20 protein-coding genes and 2 pseudogenes are annotated in these 25,868 nt (G+C 71.2%); 15 read left to right on the top strand and 7 right to left on the bottom strand.

The genetic code is table 11. The features are described from left to right. Positions 1 to 128: 128 nt before the first annotated feature. The 3 genes from ACZ3TI_RS13050 (at position 129) to ACZ3TI_RS13040 (ending at position 2,789) form a co-directional block, all read left to right on the top strand. Complete coding sequence (locus ACZ3TI_RS13050) at positions 129 to 701, top strand: carboxymuconolactone decarboxylase family protein (RefSeq protein ID WP_465726269.1); 573 nt, start codon at positions 129 to 131, stop codon at positions 699 to 701. After that, entirely contained in the window at positions 698 to 1,576 is an 879-nt protein-coding gene (locus tag ACZ3TI_RS13045; RefSeq protein WP_465726268.1) for an RNA polymerase sigma-70 factor, read from the top strand. The genes ACZ3TI_RS13050 and ACZ3TI_RS13045 overlap by 4 nt, the downstream gene beginning before the upstream one ends. 400 nt (positions 1,577 to 1,976) lie before the next feature. Beyond that, on the top strand, positions 1,977 to 2,789 hold the full coding sequence (locus ACZ3TI_RS13040) for a class I SAM-dependent methyltransferase (RefSeq protein ID WP_465726267.1): 813 nt from the start codon (positions 1,977 to 1,979) through the stop codon (positions 2,787 to 2,789). A 156-nt stretch (positions 2,790 to 2,945) separates the two neighbouring features. Here ACZ3TI_RS13040 and ACZ3TI_RS13035 read toward each other — a convergent pair. Together ACZ3TI_RS13035 and ACZ3TI_RS13030 are read right to left on the bottom strand one after the other, a co-directional pair. Further along, positions 2,946 to 3,068: pseudogene (locus tag ACZ3TI_RS13035) on the bottom strand (alkyl sulfatase dimerization domain-containing protein); the annotation flags it as partial. A 165-nt stretch (positions 3,069 to 3,233) separates the two neighbouring features. Then, on the bottom strand, positions 3,234 to 3,779 hold the full coding sequence (locus ACZ3TI_RS13030) for a helix-turn-helix transcriptional regulator (RefSeq protein ID WP_465726266.1): 546 nt from the start codon (positions 3,777 to 3,779) through the stop codon (positions 3,234 to 3,236). A 942-nt stretch (positions 3,780 to 4,721) separates the two neighbouring features. Between ACZ3TI_RS13030 and ACZ3TI_RS13025 the strand changes: the two genes are divergently transcribed. The 9 genes from ACZ3TI_RS13025 to ACZ3TI_RS12985 all read left to right on the top strand — a co-directional run bounded on the left by ACZ3TI_RS13025 (position 4,722) and on the right by ACZ3TI_RS12985 (position 16,583). Next, positions 4,722 to 5,957, top strand: coding sequence for a S53 family peptidase (locus tag ACZ3TI_RS13025; RefSeq protein WP_465726265.1), 1,236 nt, complete (start codon positions 4,722 to 4,724; stop codon positions 5,955 to 5,957). 111 nt (positions 5,958 to 6,068) lie between these two features. After that, entirely contained in the window at positions 6,069 to 6,914 is an 846-nt protein-coding gene (locus ACZ3TI_RS13020) for an ABC transporter ATP-binding protein (protein ID WP_465726347.1), read from the top strand. A 3-nt stretch (positions 6,915 to 6,917) separates the two neighbouring features. Next, positions 6,918 to 8,840, top strand: coding sequence for an FtsX-like permease family protein (locus tag ACZ3TI_RS13015; RefSeq protein ID WP_465726264.1), 1,923 nt, complete (start codon positions 6,918 to 6,920; stop codon positions 8,838 to 8,840). A 230-nt stretch (positions 8,841 to 9,070) separates the two neighbouring features. After that, positions 9,071 to 11,758 (top strand): class III lanthionine synthetase LanKC, encoded by a 2,688-nt coding sequence (gene lanKC, locus ACZ3TI_RS13010; protein WP_465726263.1) that lies wholly within the window; start codon positions 9,071 to 9,073, stop codon positions 11,756 to 11,758. 148 nt (positions 11,759 to 11,906) lie between these two features. Then, a complete protein-coding gene (locus ACZ3TI_RS13005) occupies positions 11,907 to 12,014 on the top strand; it encodes a SapB/AmfS family lanthipeptide (RefSeq protein ID WP_360349727.1) in 108 nt (35 codons plus the stop codon). A gap of 160 nt (positions 12,015 to 12,174) precedes the next feature. Further along, the gene (locus tag ACZ3TI_RS13000) at positions 12,175 to 13,914 is read left to right on the top strand and encodes an ABC transporter ATP-binding protein (RefSeq protein ID WP_465726262.1); all 1,740 of its coding nucleotides are present in this window, start codon (positions 12,175 to 12,177) and stop codon (positions 13,912 to 13,914) included. Beyond that, entirely contained in the window at positions 13,911 to 15,695 is a 1,785-nt protein-coding gene (locus ACZ3TI_RS12995; RefSeq protein WP_465726261.1) for an ABC transporter ATP-binding protein, read from the top strand. The genes ACZ3TI_RS13000 and ACZ3TI_RS12995 overlap by 4 nt, the downstream gene beginning before the upstream one ends. A gap of 108 nt (positions 15,696 to 15,803) precedes the next feature. Continuing rightward, positions 15,804 to 15,965: a hypothetical protein gene (locus ACZ3TI_RS12990; RefSeq protein WP_465726260.1), complete on the top strand. Its 162-nt coding sequence runs from the start codon at positions 15,804 to 15,806 to the stop codon at positions 15,963 to 15,965. A gap of 135 nt (positions 15,966 to 16,100) precedes the next feature. Beyond that, a complete protein-coding gene (locus ACZ3TI_RS12985) occupies positions 16,101 to 16,583 on the top strand; it encodes a hypothetical protein (protein WP_465726259.1) in 483 nt (160 codons plus the stop codon). A 408-nt stretch (positions 16,584 to 16,991) separates the two neighbouring features. On the opposite strand, the pseudogene ACZ3TI_RS12980 reads toward ACZ3TI_RS12985, so the two are convergent. Both ACZ3TI_RS12980 and ACZ3TI_RS12975 read right to left on the bottom strand, forming a co-directional pair. Further along, positions 16,992 to 17,081: pseudogene (locus ACZ3TI_RS12980) on the bottom strand (LuxR C-terminal-related transcriptional regulator); the annotation flags it as partial. A gap of 67 nt (positions 17,082 to 17,148) precedes the next feature. Continuing rightward, positions 17,149 to 18,468, bottom strand: coding sequence for an MFS transporter (locus ACZ3TI_RS12975; protein ID WP_465726258.1), 1,320 nt, complete (start codon positions 18,466 to 18,468; stop codon positions 17,149 to 17,151). Between the two features lie 610 nt (positions 18,469 to 19,078). Here ACZ3TI_RS12975 and ACZ3TI_RS12970 point away from each other — a divergent pair. The 3 genes from ACZ3TI_RS12970 (at position 19,079) to ACZ3TI_RS12960 (ending at position 21,806) form a co-directional block, all read left to right on the top strand. Next, complete coding sequence (locus tag ACZ3TI_RS12970) at positions 19,079 to 20,191, top strand: alkene reductase (protein WP_465726257.1); 1,113 nt, start codon at positions 19,079 to 19,081, stop codon at positions 20,189 to 20,191. A gap of 103 nt (positions 20,192 to 20,294) precedes the next feature. Beyond that, entirely contained in the window at positions 20,295 to 20,843 is a 549-nt protein-coding gene (locus ACZ3TI_RS12965) for a GNAT family N-acetyltransferase (protein ID WP_465726256.1), read from the top strand. A 153-nt stretch (positions 20,844 to 20,996) separates the two neighbouring features. Then, positions 20,997 to 21,806: an AAC(3) family N-acetyltransferase gene (locus ACZ3TI_RS12960; RefSeq protein ID WP_465726255.1), complete on the top strand. Its 810-nt coding sequence runs from the start codon at positions 20,997 to 20,999 to the stop codon at positions 21,804 to 21,806. Between the two features lie 96 nt (positions 21,807 to 21,902). Here ACZ3TI_RS12960 and ACZ3TI_RS12955 read toward each other — a convergent pair whose 3' ends face one another. The 3 genes from ACZ3TI_RS12955 to ACZ3TI_RS12945 form a co-directional block, all read right to left on the bottom strand. After that, positions 21,903 to 23,453: a M1 family metallopeptidase gene (locus tag ACZ3TI_RS12955; RefSeq protein WP_465726254.1), complete on the bottom strand. Its 1,551-nt coding sequence runs from the start codon at positions 23,451 to 23,453 to the stop codon at positions 21,903 to 21,905. A 212-nt stretch (positions 23,454 to 23,665) separates the two neighbouring features. Beyond that, positions 23,666 to 24,538 (bottom strand): sulfurtransferase, encoded by an 873-nt coding sequence (locus ACZ3TI_RS12950; protein WP_465726253.1) that lies wholly within the window; start codon positions 24,536 to 24,538, stop codon positions 23,666 to 23,668. A 207-nt stretch (positions 24,539 to 24,745) separates the two neighbouring features. After that, entirely contained in the window at positions 24,746 to 25,828 is a 1,083-nt protein-coding gene (locus tag ACZ3TI_RS12945; protein ID WP_465726252.1) for a class I SAM-dependent methyltransferase, read from the bottom strand. Positions 25,829 to 25,868: the final 40 nt, after the last annotated feature.

The following is a 25,868-nucleotide window of genomic DNA, read 5'->3' as shown; positions in this document are numbered from 1 at the left end:
GGACTGTAGCGAACCTGCGGCACCGTCCGAAAAGGATTTTTTTCCTCGACGGACACGGCGCCTGTCACGTTCCGCCGCCCTCCGGTGTCTTCATGCCCGAACGAGCCACCACACCAGGAGGACACACCATGGCACTCCGTCTGCCGAAGGCCCAGCTGCCCGCCGAGCTCAGCGAGAACATGATCAAGGCGTTCGGCGCCGTCTTCGAGCCCACCGAGGTGATCTGGCACAACCCCAAGGTCGCCGCCGCGAACACGGAGCTCGCGGGCAAGGTCGCCGGGTGGGACGCACTCGACGACAGCCTCAAGTCCTTCGCCCACATGGCCGTGGCCGCGCAGATCGGCTGCAGCTGGTGCCTGGACATCAACTACTTCCAGGCACAGAACCTGGGCCTGGACCTCGCCAAGGCCAGCCAGGTGCCGAACTGGCGGGCCTCGGAGGTGTTCACGCCGCTGGAACGGGACGTGATGGACTACGCCGAGGCCATGTCCGCCACCCCGCCGACCGTCACCGACGAGCAGTACGGGGGTCTGCTCGACGTGCTCGGCGAGGCGGCGATGGTCGAACTCACCGCCTACGTCGCCTTCGTCAACATGGCCGCCCGGAACAACATCGCCAACGGCGTCACCTCGCAGGGCTTCTCCGACTCCTGCGAGATCCCGCTCGCTGCGCGTGCCGCCGCCGAAGAGCCGCAGTCATGACCGAGGCCCCGGCCGACGACCCCTTCGTCACCCACCGCAGCCTGCTCTTCACCGTCGCCTACGAGTTGCTCGGCTCGGCCGCCGACGCGGAGGACGTGCTGCAGGAGTCCTGGCTGCGGTGGGCCGAGGTCGACCCGTCGCACGTGTGGGAGGCGCGGGCGTACCTCATCCGGATCGTCACCCGCCAGTCGCTCAACCGGCTGCGGACGCTGTCCCGCAGACGCGAGCAGTACGTCGGCGAGTGGCTGCCGGAGCCGCTGCTCACCAGCCCCGACATCGCCGAGGACGTCGAACTCGCGGAGAGCGTCTCGTTCGCGATGCTCACCGTGCTGGAGACCCTCGGGCCCACCGAGCGGGCGGTGTTCGTGCTGCGCGAGGTCTTCGAGCTGCCGTACGAGGAGATCGCCGAGGCCCTCGGCAAGACCGCGGCCGCCGTCCGGCAGGTCGCCCGGCGGGCCCGCGGCCACGTCGCCGCGCGGCGGCCCCGGGTCCGGGTGACCCGCTCCGAGCAGGAGCAGGTGGTGGAGCGCTTCCTGCGGACCCTGCGCACCGGGCGGCTGCAGGACCTGATGGAGGTCCTCGCCCCGGACGTCGTCCTGATCGCCGACGGCGGGGGGATCGCGGCGGCCCTGCTGGCCCCGCTGCACGGCGCCGAGGCGGTCGCGGCCTTGCTCTCGCGCGCCCACCGGGCGCCGGTCGAGTTCGACACCGCGACCGTGTGGCTCAACGGCGCGCCCGCCGGCCGGATCGACCTCGGCGGCGACCTGTCGGTGGTCAGCGTCGCGGTGGAGGACGGCCGGGTCACCCGGGTCTACATCGTGCGCAACCCGCAGAAGCTGACCCGGCTCGACACCCCGGCCGCCCTCGCCCGGTAGCCGCCCCTCCCGGCCGCCGGCCCGACCCGGTAGCCGCCCCCGGTCGCGCGGCGGTGTTCCGAGCCCCCTCGGGACACCGCCGCGCCCCTTTCCCACCGAGCACACCCGCCCATCACGTACCGTGTTCGGACCGACACCAGTTTGGGTACGTACCTCGGCGCGCCCGACGGCCGGGCGCCCACCGAGCAGGAGACCCAGCGGACCATGGACCACAACCGCATCCCCCCGACCGTGCGCCAGACCTACGGCGCCGACGATCTCAGCACCGCGCCGTCATTGGGCGGTGGGACACCCTTGCACCATAGCTGACCTGCGCTCATGGCAGCAGCATCAGCACGGAACCCGTTCCACTCCGCCCCCAAAGTCCCCAACCACTCGCCGTCCCGAGGAACCTAAAGCCATGAACCAGGACCGCATCCCCCCGACCGTGCGCCGGACCTACGGCACCGACGATCTGGCCCAGGCGGCCAGCTTCGCAGGCGGATTCATCAACTTCGGCTACTGGCAGGGCATCGATCTCGCCGCCCCGACCCCAGAGGACCGGGTGCGCAGCCAGGAGCAGATGTACCGGCGGGTGTTGCGGGAGTTCCCGGAGCCGCGGGAGCGGTTGCGGCTGGCGGAGGTGGGCTGCGGGCGGGGGCTGGGTGCGGCATTGGCGTTGCGGGAGTTCCGCTTCGCGGCGGTGACGGGGGTGGACATCCACCCGGACCAGATCGAGCGGGCCCGTGCCGTCAACGCGAGAGCCCTGGCGACGTACCCCGATCGGCTGGCGTACACCCTGGGCTCAGCGGACGAACTCCCGTTTTCCGACGGCTACCTGGACGGTGTCTTCTCCGTCGAGGCGGCCCAGCACTTCCGCGAGCTGACCGGCTTCGCCCGCGAGTCCGCCCGCATTCTGCGCCCGGGCGGCCGCCTCGTCGTCACCACCTTCTTCACCGCCCCCGGCCCCGACGCCGCCGAACGCCTCAAGATCATGCTCGCCAGCTTCGCCGACGGCCTCGACGTCGCCCACCCCCTCGACGACTTCACCGCCGCCCTCACCCGCTTCGGCTTCACCGGCGTCACCACCGAGTCCATCGGCGCCGACGTCTGGCCCGGCCTCGACCGCTACCTCGCCGACACCGTCCCACCCGCCCACTGGACCCGCCACTTCCTCACCGCCTGGCGCGACGGCCTCCTCGACTACCACGTCGTCACCGCCATCCGCATCTGACGCTGGGGTTGGACCTGAGCCCGTCCGTAGCTGCTGCGGGCGGGCCCAGCCGACACTGTGCCTGTTACAAGCCCTCCAGGGCTGAGAACGACGCGCCAGAGCATCATCGACGGCGCGTGGGTCGTCGCGTTGCAAGCCCTCCGGGGCCTTCTCCTGCGGGTAGCCGAGCTGATCGTAGGCGTCGGCCTGGAGATCCTTGGCCTCGGCGTCGTGCGGGGCGGCGAAGACCAGGTGGTGCAGCACCTCGACGGCCCAGCGGCACTTGCCGTCGGCGAGGATCCGGTTGCGGCCGATCCTCGCCGCACCGGAACGTCGCCGAGATCGTGCGGGAGCTGGGTGTGAGCCCGGAAGGGCTGCGGGGCTGGGCCAAGCAGGACCGTACGGGCCATGGCGGGGGCAGGCCGACGTTATTCGCCCGTCCCGAAGAGAGTAGGACCAGACGAGTCAGAGCCAGGACCTGGCGCGGGCGATCCGGACCGCATCCATGCGGTTTCTGGCGCCCGTCTTCTGCACGGCGGACAGTAGATGGTTGCGTACGGTCCCAACGGACAGGTGGAGGTGGTCCGCTGTGTCCGCGGGACTCTCGCCCTCGGCCGCCAGACCGAGGATCTCGGACTCCCGCGGGGTCAGTGGGTTCGGCGTCTGTACGCTGCCCATGACGGCAATGTCGGTGCCGACGATGCGCCGACCGCAGCTCAGGTGCCTGATCACCTCGACGAGTTCGTCGGCAGTGACGTCGTCGGAGATCACTCCTGACACGTCGGCCTTGAGGGCGCGCTGTGTGCCGCCCGCTGAGAGCGCTCCTATGACCAGAAGGATTGCGCTCGCTCGGAAGGCCTCGCGTGCTCTGCGGAGCCTCTCGAACGCGGCTCTGCTGTCATCGGCGAGACAGAGAACCACCACATCGGGGTTCAGCAGGCTGTCACCCGGCGCAGAGGTGACGTCCTCCGCGTCCCCAAGCACCCGGATGCCCGCCCGGGAGGAGACCATGGCAGCGATGCCGCTGCGTGTGAGGGTCCCCTGGGCGAGAATCAGTACGCCGATAGTGTCTAGTTCGGTGCTGCCCGGCAGTTGGCCCGCAGCCAGCAATGAAGGTTTCGCCCCATATGCCGCGTGGCTCTGTCGGCCTGCTCCGCTTTGCGTGATGCTCACGAAATTCCCCCCCCAAACTAGAGAAAGTCAGGCACATGCTCGGCCGGGGTTCGCGCTGGGCGTCGCACACCTTTGCTTCACAGGCTGATACTTAGTCAAGTCCCAGTCCTCAAACAAGAATTGATTGACCCGCAGGATGCTAAGTCGATCGTCCACGTCCGTCAACTCGTGTGTCTGAGATGGCGCATCGAGGTGCACACGGGGTGTACCGGCACAATGAAGCGGAGGTGGAGGTTCGATGTGGCTGACGTAGAGAGCGTCGGTGAGCGTTCGTGCGCCGCCAAGTTGAACCACCTTTTTGAGACAATCATGCTGGCGAGGCGCGCGCCCGGCAGGCGGACTCAGGCACCTGGCTGCGGCGCCGGGCCTCCGAGCGGAGCCGTGTCGTACTGGCCGCGAGGTTTGGGCTGCGCCACCACCCGGAGTCGGGCCGCGTGGATGGCGTAGACCGCCGCGATCCCGCGACTCCCATTGAGGAGACGGTCGGCGCGATGGCCGAGCTGGCTCTTCACCAGGGATGTGGTGGAGGGCGACAATGCTGGATACCTGCCAGGAGCTTGGCAACGCGAGGATGCTGTGGAACACGGTGCCGGACAGTGCGGTAGCCGGTGGCCGCCGTCCGGAGCAGGCAATGTCCCGCCTTGGCCACTGACTCGCACCGGCCGTGGTCGCACTGGCTACGGGGCGGTGTGCAACTCCCCGTGGATAACCCACGAGTGTGCCGCCGAGTCGTATCCCGGCCGCCCGGCGGATCGATCCTGTAATGACAGGACGCGTCGGGTGAGGGGAGACAGCGATATGGGGTCCGGGAGAAGGAGCGTGCGCGGTGGAGGTACATGGCGGTGCATTGGCGGTCTGTTCGCCGTAGTTGGCCTGCTCTTTGCCGGTATCGGTCCGGCCTCGGCGGACACCGTCGGCCGCGCGCGGGCAGCCGACGACCCTGGCGTGCGCGAGCCCTCGATAGCCGTGCCCTACCGCGTGGACGAGCTGTGGCGGCAGGGGGTCACGGGCCGCGGCACCACAGTCGCGGTGCTCGTGTCGTACGGGGACCCGAGCCTGGAGCAGTTCATGGCGGACTACGACGCGCAGTACGGGCTTCCCGCTGTCGACATCCGGCGGGTCGAGCCGTTGGGGAAGCCGCCGTCCTGCACCTCTCCCGGCGTCGACACGAAGAACTGTCAGGCGTGGGTGTCGGAGACCCGGCTCGATGTCGCCATGATTCACTCGCTGGCCCCGCAGGCCCGCATCGTGGTCGCCGCCTCGCCCGTGGACGAGACGCAGGGCGAGAGCGGCATGCCCGAGATGATGCATGTCCTGGACCACCTCACGCGGCACCGCCTGGCGGACGTGGTGTCCATGAGTTTCGGCTCCGTCGAGCAGAACTTCGCGGACCCCGCGTCCATGCTCGCCTACGGTGCCGCGTTCGACCGGGCGCGCGCGGCGGGCATGACCCTGGTCGCCTCCTCGGGGGACACGGGGGCCAGCGGCCCGCTGCGTGACCACCCCGACCAGCACCACCCCCGGCGCGTAGTGGCCTGGCCCGCATCCGACCCCCGGGTGACCGCCGTCGGAGGGTCCCTGCTGCACGTCGATGGGCAGGGCCATCGCACCTCTCCCGACACGCTGTGGCCCAAGTCGGGGGCCGGGCACTCGTCGCTGTTCGCGCGCCCGGAATGGCAACGCTCGACCACGGCCGGTGACGTGGAATCCGGCCGTTCGGTCCCGGATATCGTGATGCAGGGGGCGGCCGGCACCTCCCAGTCGGCACCGCTCTTCGCCGGTGTGCTCGCCCTCGCGGTGCAGCTGCACCACGGGCCGATGGGCGACATCACCCCCACGCTCTACCGGCTGGGAGCGGCCGGGCCCGCCGCCGGAATCGTCGATGTCACCGAGGGCTCCAACACCTATGCCGAGGTCCCCGGGTTCACTGCGGGCCCTGGCTTCGACACGGCCAGTGGCTGGGGTACGGTCGACGTGCCCCGGTTCGTCCGAGTCCTGGCGCGGTCCGTGCGGTGAACCGACTTCCGGCCGCCCCGCGCCCCCGGCTCGGCACGACCGCGTGATGGCAGTCGTGTCACGACGAACGGAATCTTGTGCGGGTGGCCGGCGGTCACCAGGCAGTACGTACTGAAGCGAGAGAGAGCGCACGTGAGCGAGCACGCAGGCACCGGAGCGGGCCATCACTTAGGACGGGCCGCACAGCACCGGTCGCGGGATGGTGCCGAACCGCCGCCGAGGGAGCGGCCCTGGGCGGTGCGCCTCGATGGCGTGCGCAAGGTGCACGGAAGCGGCGGGTCCGCCGTGACGGCGCTCGACGGGGTCACCGCGCAACTGCCGTACGGGACGTTCACCGCCGTGATGGGACCCTCCGGCTCCGGCAAGAGCACCTTCCTGCACTGCGCGTCGGGTCTGGACCGCCCCGACCACGGCACCGTCGAGATCGGTGGCCGGGATCTGGGGCCGCTGGGTGAACGGGAGTTGACCGTGCTGCGGCGCGAGCGGATCGGCTTCGTGTTCCAGGGGTTCAACCTGCTGCCCGCGCTGACCGCCGAGCAGAACATCACGCTTCCGGTGCGGCTGGCCGGCCGGCGCGTCCAGCTCGACCGGCCCTGGCTGGAGGAACTGCTCGACTACACCGGGCTCGCCGATCGGCGCGGTCACCGGCCGGCCGAACTCTCCGGCGGCCAGCAGCAACGGGTGGCCATCGCCCGTGCGTTGATCACCCGCCCCGAGGTGGTCTTCGCCGACGAGCCCACCGGCGCCCTGGACACCACCTCGGCCCGCAAGGTCCTCGAACTGCTCCGCGGTCTCGTGGACGACGTCGGCCAGACGGTCCTGATGGTCACTCACGACCCGGTGGCCGCCTCGTACACCGACTCCGTACTGATCCTGGCGGACGGCAAGGTCACCGAGGTCCTGCACGGGGCGTCCGCCGGCACCATCGCCGAGCACATGGCGGGACTGGGGGCCTGATCCATGCTGTTCCTCCTAGCGTGGTGGTCCGTCCACACCCGTAAGGTCTCGTTCGCCGGATCCCTTGTGGCCATGCTCTGCGCGCAGGCACTGGTCACGGCCTGCGGGGTGCTGCTCGACTCCGGCCACCGGGCCGCGCCGGGGCAGGGCGGCGCGGACGTGGTGTCGTTCGTCGTGCCCTTCGGTTTCATCTGCATGTTCGTCATAGCCTTCGCGATCTCAGGCGCCTTCGCCCTGTCCGTCCAGCAGCGAACCAGGGAGATCGCCCTGCTGCGGGCCGTCGCCGCGACCCCCGGCCAGGTCCGTCGGATGGTCGCCTACGAGGCGCTCGTCGTGACCGTCCTCGCCGCCGTCCCAGGCTGTGGGCTCGGCCTGCTGCTCGCCGTGGGACTGCGGGCCTTTCTGGTGGCCCAGGGCCTGATCCCCGGCGCCTTCCGTCTCCAGTTCGGGCCGGCGAGCATCTCGATCGCGGTGCTGATCTGCTGGGTGACCGCCGAGGCCGCGGTGTGGAGCAGCGGTCGGCGGGCGTCTCGGGTGCGCGCCGTCCAGGCTCTGGGCGAGGCCTCGGTGCCGCGCCGCCGGGTGGGTGCGGTCCGTACGTGCCTCGGGCTCGCGGTCCTGGTCGGGGGTGTCTGGGGGCTCACCGCGATCAGGAGTTCGGGGGGCTCCGACGCCGCGACCACGGCCGGGGCCATGGTCATGGTGCTGATGACCGCCGTCGGACTGCTCGCCCCCTTGATCGGCAAGCTGGCCGGCAGCGTGCTCGGCCTGCTCTGCCAGCTCCTGTTCCCGGTGATGGGACTGCTGGTGAAGACCAACCTCACCACGGCCTTCCGCCGACTCGGCACCGCTGCCACTCCGCTCGCCCTCACCGTCGCGTTCGCCGCCGTGGCCCTGTTCGTACCGCAGATGAAGTGGCACGAAGTGTCGGAGCAGGACCGGCAGCGCATGGTGGCCGAGCGGATCGTGCAGAGGGCCGGTGACGGACTTCCGGACTCGGCTGCAGCAACGATCGGCGGTGCTGCGGGAGTTGGTACCGCGGTTGCCACCACGGGCAGCTATGTGAAGGTCGTCGGCGACTCCGAGTCCCGGCAGTCGGGCCCCGGCGGCATCGCACAGATCGTCTCGGACGGACCGCTGGACGAGGTCCTCGACCTGGGCGTCGTCCAGGGCCGCATGGGCCAACTGGGCGCGGGGGAGATCGCGCTGAGCGAGGACCTGGCCCGGCGCGCCCACGTTCGGGCGGGCGACGAGGTGCGCGTCACCCTGGAGGACAACCAGGTTGCGAAGGCCAGGGTCGCCGCCGTGTACAGCCGCTCCCGCGGCTTTGGCGATGCCGTCCTGCCTCAGCCTCTCGCGGCCGGGCACCTGTACGACAGGCCGCTCCTCCTGGACGCGGTGTACGTGCGCGCCCAGCCCGGCTGGGAGCGGCAGGTGGACGACAGCCTCGCGTCACTGCGCCGGGCCGAGCCGTCCTGGCAGGTGCTCGACCGCGAGGCCTACCGGGCCGAGGCCCTGCGCCGCCAGGACACCTCGATGACCGTCACCTACCTGCTCCTCGGGGTGGTGACGGTCTTCACTTCGATCTCGGTCGTGAACACGCTGGTGATGACGACGATGGAACGCTCCGGAGAGTTCGCCCTGCTGCGTCTCGTGGGCGCCACCCGCAGACAGGTCGCCCGCATGATGCTCCTGGAGACCGCCGTGATCGTGCTGATCGCGCTCCTGGTCGGATCGCTGGTCGCGGGGGCCGTTCTCGCGGCGTTCAGCCAGGCCCTGACCGGCTCGTCGTACCCGCGCCTCGAAGGCGCCACGCTCGCCCTCATCCTGGGCGGTGCGGGCGTCCTTGCTCTTGCCACCGGCGTGTCCACCACGCGCATCGCCCTTCGCCAGCGTCCGTCCGCCGCGCTGCGCGGAGCCGAGTAACGGGCGGGCCGCGCAGGCCCGACAGAACAGGGCCGTCGGCCCGAGCGGTGGGATCCGTTCGGGCCGGCGGCTTTTTGTGCTGCCCTGAAATCCGCCCCGCGGCAGATCTGTGAACCGGCTCGCCCCTCATGGATAATCCATGTGCACAGCCGTGGGGAACACACTTGTTCGACACCTCTCGACGGGTGAAGATATTCCTGTCAGTGAAACACCGGGAGATCCCAGGGGGAATGGTGGACAAGCGCTACGACGTCTACTGTCTGGCAGACCGCTATTTCTACGACCTGTCGGATCGGAAGGCGAGCGCCGAAGAGGTCGCCAAACTCGGCTTCGCCGCGGATTCCATCGAACTCCCTCCTGGATGGACCAAGTTCGCCAAGGAGGACTGGATCGTCTGCAATCCGCCTGAGCAGCGGCTTCCGATGCAGGGATGGAAGATTCACGTCTCGGCGACAGGCGACAACGCAGATGCCGTGCTGGAATCCGTGTACCGCTACTGCGTGCCGCGCGACATATCCTTCAAGTACCTTTCCGGGCGCCACGTCCTGAAGAATCGGAATCTCAAGTACTCCGACCGCGGGTCCAGCGGGAAGTTCATCACCATCTACCCGCTGGACGAGCGGATTCTGCGGACTACTCTTGAAGAGCTCGGCCAGGAGCTCGACGGCCAGGAAGGGCCGTACATTCTGAGTGACTTGCGCTGGGGAAACGGTCCGCTGTACGTACGTTACGGCGGATTCATCGAGCGGCACTGCATATCGGAGACGGGCGCACTCGTCGGCGCTATCGAGGACGACCACGGCACCCTGGTGCCCGACCGCCGTGACCCGGTATTCCACGTCCCGGCGTGGGTCACAGTGCCGGAGTTCTTCGCCCCCCACATCGAGGCACGCAAGAGCGGCACCACGGACGACATCGCCTACACCATCGAACGCGCCGTCCACTTCTCCAACGCGGGCGGACTGTACGAGGCCCGGCACCGGGAGAGCGGCCGCAAGGTGATCCTCAAGGAGGCCCGCCCCCATGCCGGGCTGACCATGGATGCGGCGGACGCGGTGCACCGGTTGCGTCACGAGCGGGACATCCTGGAGCGGCTCAGGGGTGTCACGGGTGTACCCGAACTCATCGACTACTTCGAATGGGGAGGGCACCACTTCCTCGTGCAGGAGTTCGTCGAGGGGGAGACGCTCAGCAGGACCTTCGCCCGGCGCTACCCGCTCAACGAGGGGGAGACCGACCCCGCCGAAGCGGCGCGTTACACGGAGTGGGCCCTGGAGGTGTCACGGCAGACCGAGGCCATCGTCGCCGAGATCCACGAGCGTGGCATCGTCTTCGGAGACCTGCACCCCTTCAACATCCTGGTGGGCGAAGACGGCACAGTCTCGCTGATCGACTACGAAGTGGCATCGGATGCCGAGGCAGGGGTGAAGCCCAGCCTGGTGAACCCCGCGTTCGCGGCGCCGGCCGACCGCACCGGATTCGACCATGACCACTACGCACTCGGCTGCCTGCGGCTCTCGCTGTTCATGCCGCTCACCACCCTGCTCCGACACGACTTCGGGAAGGCACACCACTTCGTCGAGTACATCCGGCAGGTGTTCCCGCTGCCCCCGGGTTACCTCGACGAGGCTGTCGAAAGGATCACCGCCAGCCCGACGCCCACCGTGCGTCGCCGGCCGCAGACCGCGCTGGACCGGATGCCGCGGATCACCGCCGACCCCGAGCAGTGGCCGCGGCTGCGCGACGCGCTCGGCCGGGCCGTTCTGCGCAGCGCGACCCCCTCGCGCGACGACCGGCTGTTCCCCGGTGACATCGAGCAGTTCCACACCGGGGCTCTGAACCTTCAGCACGGGGCCGCCGGCGTGCTCCTCGCACTCCTCGACGCCGGGGTCGACTTTCCGCCCGAATACCGCACGTGGCTCGCACAACGCGCTTTGACGCCCCGCCCGCAGGACCGGCTCGGCCTGTACGACGGCATGCACGGAGTGGCCCACGCCCTGCTGAGGCTCGGCGAAGAGGACACCGCGCGCGAGCTGCTCGCCGCGTGCCTCAAGGAGAAGTGGGAGATGCTCGGCAGCGACCTCAAAGGCGGTCTGGCCGGCATCGGGCTCAACCTCCTGGCGTTCAGCCGGAGGACGGGCGACACCGAGTACCTGCGCGCTGCCGAGCTCATCTCCGACCGGCTGGGCACGGCCGACTCCGTCGCCACCACCAGCGGAGGCGCACACGCCTACGCCGGGCTGATGCGCGGCTCCTCCGGACCGGCCCTCTTCTTCCTTCGTCTGTACGAGAAGACCGGCGACCGCGAGTACCTGCGGCTGTCCCGCACCGCCCTCGAACAGGACCTGCGCCGCTGCACCACACGCGACAACGGGATGATGCACGTGAACGAGGGATGGCGGACCATGCCGTACCTCTCGACCGGCAGCGTCGGCATCGGTCTGGTCCTGGACCAGTACCTCCGGCACGACTCGGACGAACGGCTCGTCACCGCCTCGGACGCGATCGCCCGCGCCGCCTCGTCCCAGTTCTACGTGCAGTCCGACCTGTTCAACGGGCGGGCCGGAATCATCCTGTACCTCGCCGAACGCGGCAGGACGCGCCCCAGTGAGGCAAGTCGTGCCGATCTCGACCGCCAGATCGGCCTCCTCAACCTGCACGCCCTGTCCTACGAGGACGGCCTCGCCTTCCCCGGCGAAATGCTCATGCGGCTGTCCATGGACCTGTCGACCGGCAACGCCGGCGTGCTCACCGCCCTGGCGGTGGCCCTGGGCCGGGAGCACCCCGGACTCCCCCTGCTGTCCACCGTCCTCCCCAGCGGCACCCCCAAGACTTCCCACCCGGACCACGGGTGGGACGGCACGGATCGACCCACGAAGGGAGGTGAACCCGATGGTGCTCGACCTTCAGGGACTTGAGCTGCCCGAGGGCAACGACATGGCAGCGCCCATGAGCGGCGTCAGCAACAACTGCAGCAACTCCAGTTACATCTTCTGCTGATCCCGAGTCGGCTCACGGCCGTACGGGCCGTGACGACGAGAGATGAACCGAGGGGAGGGAAGACTCATGGCGATCCTCGACCTTCAGGGGCTTGAGCTGCCGGACACGTCCGCGCAGCCGCTGGGCAGCTCGAACAGCGCGACTTGTTCCAGCCACAGCTGGGTGTTCTGCTGAGGCTGATCGAGATGTTCGTCCGGGTGGACGGCAGCCCACGGCGACCGCCGCCGCCCGGACTTCCGGCAGCGCCTCGGGGAGACGACAAGTCCCCGAGGCGCTCGCCACATCAGGGGCCGGCGCTCAGCCGCCGTGATCCGCACGAACGAGGTGGAGACCAGTGGTGGGTGGTACGGGGATACGACTGCTGCGCACCGCGGCGCGCGCCCAGGCCGCTGGCGCCGCCGTGCTCGCCGCCACCGGATGTGTGAGCGCCGCCGCCCAGCTCGCCCTGCCGGCCGTGCTGGGCAAGGCCGTCGACGCACTCGTCGACGGCATCGACCTCGGCCGGTGGCTGGCGACCTGCCTGGCCCTGGTGGTGGTCTACGTCGCGTTCGAGGCGTACAGCGATTACCGGGCCGGCGTGGTGCAGGCGCGCTCGGCGCTCTTCTACCGGCGGACGGCCGCCAGACGGCTCGTGGATGCGGGACCGCGCCCGCGGACCGGCGGAGGGCCGGGCGGCTTCGCGGCCTGCGTCCTGGAAAGCGCCGCCGCGGCAGCCATGGGGACCAACGCGGCGGTGTGGCTGGTGCTTTCCCTGCTTCCGGCGCTGGTGAGCCTGTTCATGCTGTGGTCGACGGACGTGTGGATCGGGCTCGTCTTCACCTGCGGCCTGCCCGTGGTCGCCTGGTGCCTCAGGTCGTTCGCCGCGGACAGCTCCCTCCTGGTCACCCGTTACCTGGAGGAGCAGAGCGCGGTGTCGAGCCGGCTCGCGGAGGCGCTCGGCGGTGCTCGCACCATCGCCGCGTCCCACACCCTGGAGCGCGAAGTGGCCCGCGTGGTGGAGCCGCTGCCGCAGCTGCGCCGTAGCGGGGACGCGCTCTGGCGGCTCCAGGCCAAGGTCACCGCGCAGGGCCATGTGCTGTTCCCCCTTCTGCACATCGTTGTCGTCGCGACCGCCGGGCTCGAACTCTGCCGCGGCCGCATCTCCTCCGGGCAAATGCTGGCAGCATCGGAGTACGCGGCCATCGGCACCGGCCTCGGCATGACCGTGCTGTTCGTCAACCAACTCGCCCGGGCCCGGTCCGGAGCGGAGCAACTGGCGACGTACGCGGCACTGCCGGCCCTGGAGTACGGCGAGGCAGACCTACCCGGGCCCGTCACCTCCACGGGCCTGGGCGTCGAACTCAAGAACGTGACCGTACGGCGCGCCGGGCGCACCGTCCTGTCGGGCCTCGACGTCGCCGTACCGCCCGGAGGGGTGGTGGCGCTCGTCGGGCGATCGGGCTCGGGAAAGTCCACGGTGGCGGCACTCATGGGCCGCCTCTTCGACCCCGACGGCGGCGCCGTGTACCTGGACGGTGTGCCCGTGCGGACACTGTCGAGGACCGCGCTGCGGCGCTCGGTCGTCTTCGCCTTCGAGCGGCCCGAGCTGATCGGTGACACCATCGCGGACACCATCGCGGTCGGCGCGCCCAAGGCCACGCTCGACGACGTGGCCCGCGCCGCTGGGCTCGCCCGCGCCGCGTCCTTCATCGAGAAGATGCCGGACGGATACGGCACCGGCGTCGAGTCCGTGGCCCTGTCGGGCGGCGAGATGCAGCGGATCGGCCTGGCCCGGACCTTTGTACGGCCCACCCGGCTCGTGCTGCTCGACGACGCCACATCGAGCCTGGACATGGCCACGGAGTACGAGATCGACCGGGCGCTGGCCGCCGACACCTCGGGGGCAACGCGGGTGGTCGTCGCCCACCGGGCCTCCAGCGCGGCCCGCGCCGACACCGTGGTCTGGCTTGACGCGGGGCAGGTACGCGCGACCGGAACGCACAGCGAGCTGTGGGAACTACCCGGATACCGGGCGATATTCCAGGAACGGCCCGAGACCCGCACACCCCTGGACGCAGCGGGAGCGACCCGATGAGCTCCGCCGGTAACCACACTGCGGGGCGATATCTGCTGCAGCGGCTGCGTGGCAACCGCCGCACGCTGTTCCGCGTCCTGGTGTGGACAGGTGTGGAGTCCCTGCCCGCCTTCGCGGCCGGGCACGTCGTGGCCTTGGCCATCGACCGGGGATTTCTGGCCGGTGAACCCTTGGCGGGCCTTGGGTGGCTGACTCTGCTCGCCGCGTCCTCAGCGGTGGGTGCGTTCGGGGCCCGTGGAGCGCTCCTGAGTACCGCGGCCCTCGTCGAGCCCCTGCGTGACGCGCTGGTGACCCGCACGGTGGAGGGCACACTGCGACACGCGCTGACCGGCGGCCGCGTGGAGCAGGACCGCTCCGGCGTCGCACGGCTCACCCGCCAGGTCGAGATCGTGCGGGAAGCGGCGGGCAGCCTGGTGGCGGTGGTGGGCCGCTTCGCCTTCTCCTTCGTCGGTGTGTGCGTCGGCACCCTCACACTGGAGCCGACGGTTGCCCTGCTGGTCTTCGCCCCCATGGCCGTCGGCGTCGGCTGCTATCTGGTGTCCCTGCGCGGGGTGGTCCGCACCCAGATGCGCAGCACCCTGGCGACCGAATCCCTCGCACACGAGGCCTGGCAGCTCTCTGCGGGACTGCGGGACATCACCGCATACGGCTTGGAGGAACAGGCTCTGCGGCGGCTCGACGACGCGGCGGAGGAGAACGCGTGCGCGGAGACCGTCCTCGCCCGCCTGACCGCGCTACGCACCGTCGCTCTCGGGGTGGGCGGCTGGGTGCCGCTAGTCCTGGTCCTGCTGTGGGCACAGTGGGGAGCCCAGGCCATGAGCGCGGGCACGATCCTGGGCATACTGACCTATCTCGCGCAGAGCCTGCGCCCTGCGGTGCAGACCCTGGTCCAGGGCCTGGGCACTACGGGCATCAGGCTATTCGTCACGCTCGGGCGTCTGCTGGATGCCCCGGGTCCGCGGCCGGGCGGCGCCGGGCCGGCGCCCGCACCGGCTGTCCCCGCCTCTGTATCCTCCACTGGAGTCGGGGAGGGAGACGCCGGGATCGAGGTGGTCCTGGAGTCGGTGTCCTTCTCCTATCCGGGGGCCGCGAACGACGTCCTCAGCGGCATCGACCTGCACGTGGCGCCCGGCGAGCACATCGCGGTCGTGGGCCCCAGTGGTATCGGCAAGTCGACACTGGCTTCCCTGCTGGCCGGCACCTACGGGCCCACCCGCGGCCGGGTCCTCCTCGACGGCGTCGACCTCACCTCACTCGCGCCCGTCCAGCAGGCCGCGCTGCGGGCCTATCTGCCACAGGAGGCGTACGTCTTCACCGGGACGTTCCGTGAGAACCTCGGCTACCTGGCAGACGGTCCAGCGGACGACCACCGGATGAACCGCGCGGTCACGGAGTTCGGCCTGACGGACCTGGTGTCCACGACCGATGGCTACGACGGTCTCGTGGACCCCGATGCCCTCTCCGCCGGCCAGCGCCAGCTGATCGCCCTGGCACGCGCCTACCTCTCGCCGGCCCGGCTGATCGTGCTTGATGAGGCAACGTGCCATATGGACCCAGCGGCGGAGGCCCGTGCAGAGGAGGCGATGCGGGAGCGCCCTGGCACGTTGTTCGTCATCGCCCACCGGATCAGCTCGGCCCGGGCCGCGGATCGGGTGATGGTGCTGGACGGCGGGATCCCGCAGATCGGGAGCCACGATCGGATGCTCGCGGAGTCCGCTCTCTACCGCGATCTCGTCGGGCTGTGGACCGCGAAGGTATGCACTCACGAGGAACGGGCCTGAGTTCTGACCGTGTGTGATTGTCGTTGGTCAGACGGGCAGAGCGATCGGGAGCATCCAGAGGTTGGAATCCACCCTGCGCTTGGACACTCTCTGTCTACGCCGGAGGGTGTGACCTTGCTGGTGCTCTCGGTCCCGCTCGACGACTGGGACCGCCCGCTTGCCGACGACCGGATCCGCCGCGCCGAGGGCCGGGTCATGCCCGACCCCGAGCGGCTGCGCGGCTCGCCGACCGAATTTCGGCGAGCCGCGGGGTGGAGGCGCAGACCGTGAAGGACCTGGAGCGCGCGTTCGAGGAGGTGTTGACCGCCGACCTGCCCATGGTCATCGTCGTCCCCACCGAACCGCAGAAGGCAATGCTGTGACAGACAGCGCCGTGGACGGTGCCGACTCCACCTGACCAACCGTGTGGGCGTCCTCGCCGACGCCGCGGCCCTCGCCGATCTGGTCACCGAACGGCTCGGCCGCCACGCGGCCAGCATGCTCACCACTCAGCGCGTCCCCAACGTGTGGTCCGCCTGCGCCGGCGCCCCGGAGCAGCGCGACCACGGAACCGAGGGCTGCCTGGTCATCGCGGCCGATCCGGCCCTGCGCGAGGCCCGGGCCAGTAGCGCACGCCGTGTGCTGATCAGCAGCTCCGGTTCTCTCCGCGTGGCGTCCAAGGCCGCCGACATGATCAGCCAGCGCCAGCATGACGTGGCCCTCCAGCTCGCCCTCGGGCACACCTACGACGACATCGCCGAGCGGGTCGGCTGCTCCGCCAGCGCCGCGTCCAACCTCATGTCGAAGGTGATGAAGAGCCAGGGCATCGCCGACCGCACCCGGGCCATCGTCGTGGTCCTACTGCTTGAGCGGCCCGGCCCGGTCTCTGCTGGCGGCGGTGCCCGATGAGGCTGGTCGAGTACCCGCAGCCCTTCGTCCCCGACGCCGGCCCGTCGCTCTACCGGGAGCGTTCCGGCGCCGGCCGCCCGGGATGGCAGACCAAGGCCGTCGCCCTGCTGGAGGAGGCCGGCTTCACCGGCGCCGTCCTCACCCCAGCCCGCGGCCTGCCCGCGAGCACCGGCCGGCTGGCAGGAGCACAACCTGCGGCGCTTCGGCGCCGTCCTCTTGTGGTGCCCCACCGGCATCCAGCAGGTTCGCGGCGTCCAGGACCGCGTTGTCCACCGCTCGCGCACCGTGTTGGTCGTCGGCTGCGACATCGAGGACCGAGCGCAGCGCTTCGTCCGCTCCGAACTGCTCTACGCGATGGCCCGGTTGACCGTCGTCGGCGGCCTCGCCGACATGGTGCGGGTCGGCCTTGCCGATGTGCTTGCTCACCGCCGCCTCCGACACCACCAGCTCCCGGCAGACCGCCGCGTTCGACCGGCCCTGCGCCATCAGCGCCAGCACCGGATCCTGCGCACCCGCCCGGTCGCCGCCGCCGCCCGGCATCCCGCCCCCGATTCCCCGCCCCCGCTCAGCCGACCGGCACCCCCGCGGGCCCGGCCGTCTTGGCCGCCGGACCGGCCAGGGCCGCCAGCCGGCGCAGGCTCGCCCGGCGCTGGAGCGCGCCGAGGCCGACTGTCGCCGCGCCGAGGCCCAGCCAGCCGACCGGACCGGCCGCCATCACCACCCCGGTCAGCAGCAGCGGCCCCACCGACTTCTGCACCGACTGGGACATCCCGGCCACCCCCAGGTAGGAGGCCTGGGCGCCCGGCGGTGCCAGGGAGACCGCGAGCTCCCAGGAGGTCACCGACCGCATCAGCTCCGCCAGGGTGACCAGCATCGCCGCGGCCAGCAGCGCGATCGAGGCCGTCCACGGCCCGCCGTCGGTGGCGAGCACGATCAGCAGGCAGCTGCCGAGCAGCGTCGCCCCGTACCAGCCCACCGCCGCGGCCGCCCCGCGCGGGCCCTCCGCCAGCGCCGAGACGCGCAGCTGCAGCAGCACCACGAGCACCGTGTTGAGGACCAGGAAGACCGGGACGACGGCGTGCGGCGCGCCGGTGTGGTGGACGAGCCAGAGCGGCAGACCGACGTTGAGGATCGAGTCGTCCAGGCTCAGCGGCATGTCCAGCAGGACGAAGAGCAGGTAGCCGCGGTCGCGCCAGGGGCTCGGCGGGGCGGTCGGGTCGGCGGCGGTCGGCTCACCGGCGGTCGACCCGGCATCGGTCGACCCGGCGGCCGCCGCGACCAGGCCGTGCCCGGCCGGCTCCCGGGTGCGCCAGATCAGCACGGCGGCCAGGACGTAGGAGAGCCCGTTGGCGAGGATCAGCACGCGGTAGGCGGTGGTGGTGCCCACGGCCAGACCGATCGCCGAGACGCCCGCGCCGAGTGCGCACCCGGCGTTGGCCACGCTGCGGAACAGCGCCTGGTAGGTGCCGCGCCGCTCGCCCGCGACCCGGGTGGCGAACAGCATCTCCAGGGTCTTGGCACCGCGCTCGGCCATGCAGGTCAGGGCGACCGCGGGGAGCAGCGCGGCGAAGTCGTCGACCACCAGCAGCAGGCCCATCGTCCCGAGCCGCAGCAGGTGGCACCCGATCAGCAGCCACCGCACCGGCAGCCGCTCGGCGGCCCGCCCGGCCAGCGGGGACCCGGCGATCCCGGCCGCCGCTCCCACCCCCAGCAGCAGGCCGAGCTGCCGGGCGTCCATGCCGCACACGTAGGTGAAGTACAGCACCGAGGCGGCTGCCCACACCCCGGTCCCGGTCCGGTCGACGCACTGCGCGAGCAGCATGATCCGCGCGTCCCGCCCGCCAGGCGGCTTCCGCAGCTGCGCTATCAGTCCGTTCCCCTGCATGGCTGGCCCCCGTCGATGGTCCACATTAATCTCGACGTCAAGATACTTCATGTCGAGAGAGTTGCGGAACCCCCGCTCCACCCCCGGCCCCGGGCAGCCGCCACCCACCGACCGGACCCTCGACGCGCGGCCGACCGTGCGCCACACTCTCCCCAGCAGACCCCGCCCCGGAGGAGCCGGCGAACCTCCGCGAACCCGCCCAACAGCCGCTGGAGGAGGCGGAGTTCCAGACCTCGGAACGCGGCGCACGACGGGACGGGGCCGCCCGCAAGCAGTACCTCCGCAAGCTGCGGCTGGGCCCGTCCCGGCTCTTCCCGCCGTCCACCGGGGACTCCACCCCCCTTTCGAGCCGCGCCCCGGCCTGACCTACGCCCTGGACGCCCTGGACGCCCTGCAGTCCCCCGAGGCGATCAGCCTCACCATGACGGCGGACCCGTCCGTGCTCCCACGCCCCGCGATGGAGCACTTCCTGTGCGGCATGGAAGAGTTGATCCTCACCGAGGCCGCCAGAGCGACCGCGGACCCAGCACCGGAGAAGCCGCCGGATCCGCCGCCGGGAACGCCGTCGGCGCTTGAACCTGACACCGGTGTCAGGTTCTACCGTACCGGCATGACCACCACCACGGAATCCCTGCTCAGCCCGTACCGCCTCGGCTCGCTGGACCTCCCCAACCGCGTCGTCATGGCCCCGATGACGCGCTACCGGGCCGCCGAGGACGGTACGCCGCTGCCCGTCGTCGCCGAGTACTACGCCCAGCGCGCGAGCGCCGGACTGATCATCACCGAGGGCATCTGGCCCAGCAGCCGGGGCCAGTCCGGCTGGTACCTACCGGGACTGGAGACGCCCGCGCACGTGGCCGGCTGGCGTGCCGTCACCGAGGCCGTGCACGCGGCGGGCGGGCGGATCGTCGCCCAGCTGATGCACGGCGGACGCCAGGGCCACCCGCTCAACCGGCTGCTCGGCGATCTGCCGGCCGGTCCCTCCGCCGTTCCCGCGCCGGGTCCGGTGCACGTCAAGGACGGCGGCAAGGCCGAGGCCGTCACCCCGCGCGAGATGACCCGTGCGGAGATCCGCCAGGCGGTCACCGACCACGTCGACGCCGCCCGCAACGCGCTCGCCGCCGGCTTCGACGCCGTCGAACTGCACGGCGCCAACTCCTACCTGATCCACCAGTTCCTGGCCGACAACACCAACCTGCGCACCGACGAGTACGGCCCCCGCACCCTCGCCGACCGCCTGCGCTTCCCGATCGAGCTGGTCGCCGCCGTCGCCGACGCGATCGGCCCCGACCGGCTCGGCCTGCGGCTGTCCCCCGGCAACCCGCAGTTCGGCATGGCGGAGGCCGACCCGGCACCGGTCTACCGGGCGCTGCTCGCCGAACTGGACGGCCTCGGCCTGGCCTACCTCCACCTCACCGACAATGACGACTACCCGGCTCTGGCCGACCTGCGCCCCCGCTGGTCCGGCCCGCTGATCGGCAACGTCGGCGAGAACCGCGCCGCCACCGACCGCGAGCGCGGCGAGGCGGTGCTCACCGCCGGACTGGCCGACCTGGTCTCCTACGGTCGCGCCTTCATCGCCAACCCCGACCTGCCGGAACGATTCGCCGCCCACGCCCCGCTCACCCCCGTCGACCCGACCCACCTCTACGGCCAGACGGCCACCGGCCTCACCGACTACCCGAGGCTCACCGCCCGACCGGAGCCCACCCACCTCGCTTGACACCGGGCCCTACCGTGGGGCCCATGCGGATCCCCCTCCTCCTCGGCGTCACCGCCCACCACGGCGACCAGGCGGCCACGGTGCTCGCCGGGGCGGGCGCCCGATGACCCCCGCCCCGGCCCCCGGCCCGACCGCCGCCCCGCGCATCGCCGCGCTGCGCCCCGAGCACGCCGAGGCCGTCCTGGCGATCTTCCAGGCGGGCATCGACACCGGCAACGCCACCTTCGAGACCACCGCCCCCACCTGGGACGCCTTCGACGCCGCCAAGCTCCCGGACCACCGCCTGGTGGCCCTCGCCCCCGAAGCCCCGGCGGACCCGGACGGCGCCGAACGCGTCCTCGGCTGGGCCGCCGTCTCCCCCGTGTCGGGCCGCTCCGCCTACGCGGGCGTGGTCGATCTCTCGGTCTACCTCGCCCCGGCGGCACGGGGCCGGGGCGTCGGGCGCGTCCTGGTCGAGGCCCTGCTGGCCTCCACCGACGCCGCCGGGATCTGGACGGTGCAGGCCGGGATCTTCCCCGAGAACACCGCGAGCCTCGCCCTCCACCGACGGCTGGGCTTCCGGGTGGTCGGCACCCGCGAACGGATCGGCCGACTGGACGGCCGCTGGCGCGACGTCGTCCTTCTCGAACGCCGCAGCCCGGTCGTGGACTGACGGAAGGCACCCCAGTCCTGACCCACTGTCAGTGCCACCCGCTATGGTCGACCCCGAACGATCGCACCACCACCGCACCACCACCGCACCATCGGCGCATCGGCACCACCTCCCGCTCCGGCGGGCCCGACACCGGCTTCACCAGGGGGCACCATGACCACACCCGGCACCACCCCGCTCACCACCGCCGACCTCGTCGAGGGCTGGCGCCGGGTGGGCGTCCGTACGGGTATGGCGCTGATCGTGCACTCCTCGCTGTCCAGCCTCGGCCGGGTCGAGGGCGGTGCGGCGGCCGTGGTGGCCGGCCTGCGCGAGGCGGTCGGGCCGTCCGGCACGGTCGTGGTGCCCACCTTCACCACCGACACGGTCCGCGATCCGGCCCCCGGGCACGCTGGCCTGCCCACGCCGGAGATCGCCGAACTCCGGGCCTCCGTCCCGCTGTTCCAGCCCGATCTCCCCTCCCGCACGGGCGCGGTGGCGGAGGCGCTGCGGGCCCTGCCGGAGAGCCGCCGCAGCACGCACCCGCAGGTCTCGGTCGCCGCCGTCGGGGCGCACGCCCGGGAGGTCACCGCCCGCCGCTCGCTCGGCTTCGCCGTCGGCCGCGAGTCGCCGTTCGGCGCGCTCCACGACCTCGGCGGGTACGTGCTGCTGGTCGGTGTCGGGCACAACCGCAACACCTTCCTGCACTACGCCGAGACCTTCGCGCCCAACCGCCGACTCAAGCTCCGCCGCTTCCCGATGGCGATCCAGGGCGAGCGGGTCTGGATCGAGGCACCGGACGTCGGTGACGACAACGACACCCACTTCCCGCGCGTGGGGCGGGAGTTCGAGGCCCAGGCGGGCATCCGCGAGGTGCTCGTCGGCGACGCTCCCTGCCGGCTGATCCCGGTCCGCGACCTCATACCCTTCGCCGTCCGCCGCCTCACCGAGCTGCTGGCGACGGACGGCCCCGGAGCGGCGTAGCCCGGCCGCCCGCTCGCGCCCGAGCGGCCGACCGGGCCACGCCCGTCACTTCACCTCGTTTGCCTCACCACCACACCGGACGCCCGGGCGTCGGCGTCAGCGCCCGTGCCCGTGCGCCGAGTTGGCCTCCTGGATCTTCTTCCAGGACTTCGGCTCCGCGGGCAGCTGCCCGTCCGCCTGGCCCGCACCCGGCGCCAGCGAGGCCGAAGCCGAGGCAGCACCCGAAGCCGCAGCCGCGGTACCCGCAGGCACCGGACCGATCGCGGGCTTCGCGGCGGTGAACAGCCAGGTCCGGAAGAGGTCGCCGAGCGGCTTGCCGGAGACCTTCTCCGCGTACGCCTGGAACTCCGGGATGGTGGCGTTGCCGTAGCGGCGCTCGGTGGGCCATCCCTTGAGGATCTGGAAGAACTTCTCGTCCCCGACGGCATTGCGCAGCGCCTGGACGGCCACCGCCCCACGGTCGTACACAGCGCCCGCGAACTGCTCGTCGGGGCCCGGGTCGCCCGGCTTGACGGTCCAGAACGGGTCGTCGGCCGGGTGCGAGGCGTAGACGTAGTCGGCCAGCTCCTGCGCGGTGCCCTCGTTCTCGTGCTCCGACCAGAGGAACTGCGAGTACCGGGCGAAGCCCTCGTTCAGCCAGATGTCGCTCCAGCGCGACAGCGAGACGCTGTCGCCGTACCACTGGTGAGCCAGCTCGTGCACGACCACCGAGGTGTTGGCGCCCTTGGCGAACTGCCGGGGGCTGTAGAAGATCCGGGTCTGGCTCTCCAGCGCGTATCCGGTCGGCACGTTGGGGACGTAGCCGCCGACCGAGCTGAACGGGTACTCGCCGAAGTAGCCGCTCAGCCAGTCGACCAGCTCGCCGGTGCGCTCGACGCTCGCCCGGGCGGCGTCCGCGTTGTCGCCGAGGTCCTTGCTGTACGCGTTGTAGACCGGCAGTCCGCTCGGCGTGGTGTCCTTCATGATGTCGAACTTGCCGACCGCGAGCGTGGCCAGATATGTCGCCTGGGGCTTGTTCTCGCGCCAGCTGTAGCGGGTCCAGCCGGCCTGGGAGGAGGTGCCGGTCAGGATGCCGTTGCTGATCACCTGGTTGCCGTCCGGCACCAGCACCGAGACGTCGAAGGTGGCCTTGTCACTGGGGTGGTCGTTGCTCGGGAACCACCACCACGCGCCCTCGGGCTCGCCCGCCGCCACCCCGCCGTCCGGCGTGCGCAGCCACGCGGTGAAGCCGTACTTCTTCACGCTGGACGGCACGCCCTTGTAGCGGACCACGACGGTGACCTGGCTGCCCTTGGCGAGCGGCCGGGCGGGGGTGACCTCCAGCTCCTGCTCGCCGCTGGTGGCGAAGGTCGCGAGCCGCCCGTTGACCCGGACCTCCGAGACGTTCAGCGCGAAGTCGAGGTTGAACCGGGAGAGGTCCTGGGTGGCGGTGGCCAGGATGGTGGTGGTGCCTTCGAGTTCGTCGGTGGCGGGCTGGTACTTCAGCCGGATGTCATAGTGCGAGACGTTGTATCCGCCGTTGCCGTAGGTCGGGTAGTAGGAGTCGCCGACCCCGGCCGCGCCGGCTTGGAAGTCGGATGCCGAGGCGGGGACGGCCAGGAACAGGCTCAGGGCGCTGGCAGCAGAGACGATCAGCCTCTTGCGCACGTGGTCCTCCAGGGATCACCGGAACGATGGGTCGGATCGATCCTTGTCCCGGAGGTCCCCGTTCCACTCCCTGATTGTGAGATGTTCATGAAAAGAAACGCGCCGAAATGACGCCGTCGCAGCAATGCCGCGACGCCGTCACCCCGCCCCATCCGTCATTCGGGACCCACCCGTCGCCTCCTCACCCGAACCCCGCCCGCCACGCGCGCGCCTCAGGCACCGAGCGTCACCGGCGCCCGCACCAGCGAGCCGTACTCCGTCCACGAGCCGTCGTAGTTCTTCACGTGCGGGTACCCGAGCAGCTCGGTGAGCGCGAACCAGGTGTGCGCGGACCGCTCGCCGATCCGGCAGTAGGCGATCACCTCGCGCTCCGCCTCCACGCCCTTGCCCGCGTACAGCGCCCGCAGCTCCTCCGCCGACCGGAACGACCCGTCGTCGTTGGCCGCCTGCGACCAGGGGACGTTGACCGCGCCCGGGATGTGCCCGGGCACCTGCGCCTGCTCCTGCGGCAGGTGCGGCGGTGCGATCAGCTCGCCCCGGAACTCGGCCGGCGAGCGGACGTCCACCAGCACCGCGTCCGCCCCGGGCTTGGCGAACACCTCGGCCTTGGCCAGTACCTCGTCCCGCAGCGCCCGCAGCTCCGGCCGCTCCGGCCCGGTCAGCCGGTAGGAGGTGTGCTGGTAGTCCATCACCTCGGAGGTGAGCTCGCGCTCCTCCAGCTCCCACTTCTTGCGCCCGCCGTCCAGCAGCCGCACGGGCCCGAAGCCGCGCAGCCGCAGCAGCCAGTAGGCGTACGCGGCAAACCAGTTGTTGTTGCCGCCGTACAGCACCACGGTGGTGTCGTCCTCCACCCCGGCAGCCCGCAGCAGGTGCTGGACGCCCTCGCGGTCGACGTAGTCGCGGCCGACCCGGCTGTGCAGGTCGGTGGTCCAGTTCCAGCCGACCGCACCGGGGATGTGGTCCCGGTCGTACGCGGTGGTGTCCTCGTCCACCTCGACGACCCGGATGGTGCCGTCGTCCAGGTGGTGGGCCAGCCACTCGGTCTGGACCAGCGTCTCGGGGTGTGCGTAGCCGTTGCCGGTCATCCCAGGCCCTCCTTGCCTGCCGTGGGCGTCCCGCGTCGCCGCGCCCGCACGTACGGACGTGCGCGGACGTGCGCCCGGTCGTGTGCGCTCCGGCCTGCACGCGGACGAGCACTGCGGCGCACGCGCGTCGGCACCGGCGACCGGGCCGGACAGTTCGAACCTACGCCGCCCGCCCGGCCCGGGCCACCCCGGCCGGAACGGCTCCGGTCAGCCCTCCGCCGTGGCGTCCAGCCGCGCCACGTAGTACAGGTTCAGCACGTCCCCCTCGACCCGCTTCACGTCGACCGACCGGAACCCGGCCTCCGCCAGCATCCGCCGGGCCATCTGCTCGCCCCAGACCGTCCCGAGCCCCTCCCCACCCTCACCGAGCGAGACGGTCATGCAGTAGAAGGTCGAGAAGGTGTAGAGCGCGGTCGCCAGCGGGTGGTCGATGTTCTCCTCGAGCTTGCTGCTGGCGGCGACGTCACACATCAGGAAGACGCCCTCGGGCCGCAGCGCCCCCGCGATGGCGGCCAGCGTGCGGGTCGGGCGGGCCAGGTCGTGGATCACGTCGAAGGCGGTGACCAGGTCGTACTTGCCGCTCAGTTCGGCGGCGTCGGCGACCTCGAACCAGGCGTTGTGCAGACCGAGTTCGGCCGCCGACTCGCGGGCGGTGGCGATCCCCTCGGCGGAGATGTCGATCCCGGTGAACCGGCTCGCGGGGAACGCCTTGGCGAGCACCGTGATCGCGTGCCCCTGTCCGGTACCGACGTCCACCACGTCGATCCCGGCCCGCAGCCGCTCGGCCAGCCCGGGCACCAGTGGCACGATCTCGTCCACCATCGCCAGGTCGTAGACCCGGGCGGTCTCCTCGGCCTGTAGGTGCTGGAAGCGGGGGTAGGCCGAGTACGGCATCCCGCCGCCGGTGCGGAAGTGGCCGAGCAGCTCCTGCTCGACCTCGCCCATCATGGCGAGGAAGGGCATCATGCCCGCCAGGTTGTCCGGCCCCGCCGCCGTGGTCAGTGACGCCGCGTGCTCGGGCGGCAGCGTGTAGGTGCCGCGCTCGGGGTCGTACTCGACGAACCCGCCGACGACCATGCCGCCCAGCCACTCGCGCACGTAGCGCTCGTCCAGCCCGGCGGCCCGCGCGATCTCCCCGCTGGTCGAGGCTGGGAGCCCGGCCATCAGGTCGAACAGCCCGGTCTGGTGGCCGAGGCTGGTCATCAGCCCCAGGCAGGCGTCGTTCAGGACTTCCACCACACGCCCGGCGAAGGCCTCCTGCTTCTCCGTGTCGAGTTCCCGTACGGACATCGTTCCTCCTCCGTCGGCGGGGCCGGCACACCCCCCCTGC

The sequence above is a fragment of the Kitasatospora sp. NPDC023120 genome (assembly GCF_055560835.1).
This window is presented reverse-complemented; position numbering and strand designations above follow the sequence as displayed.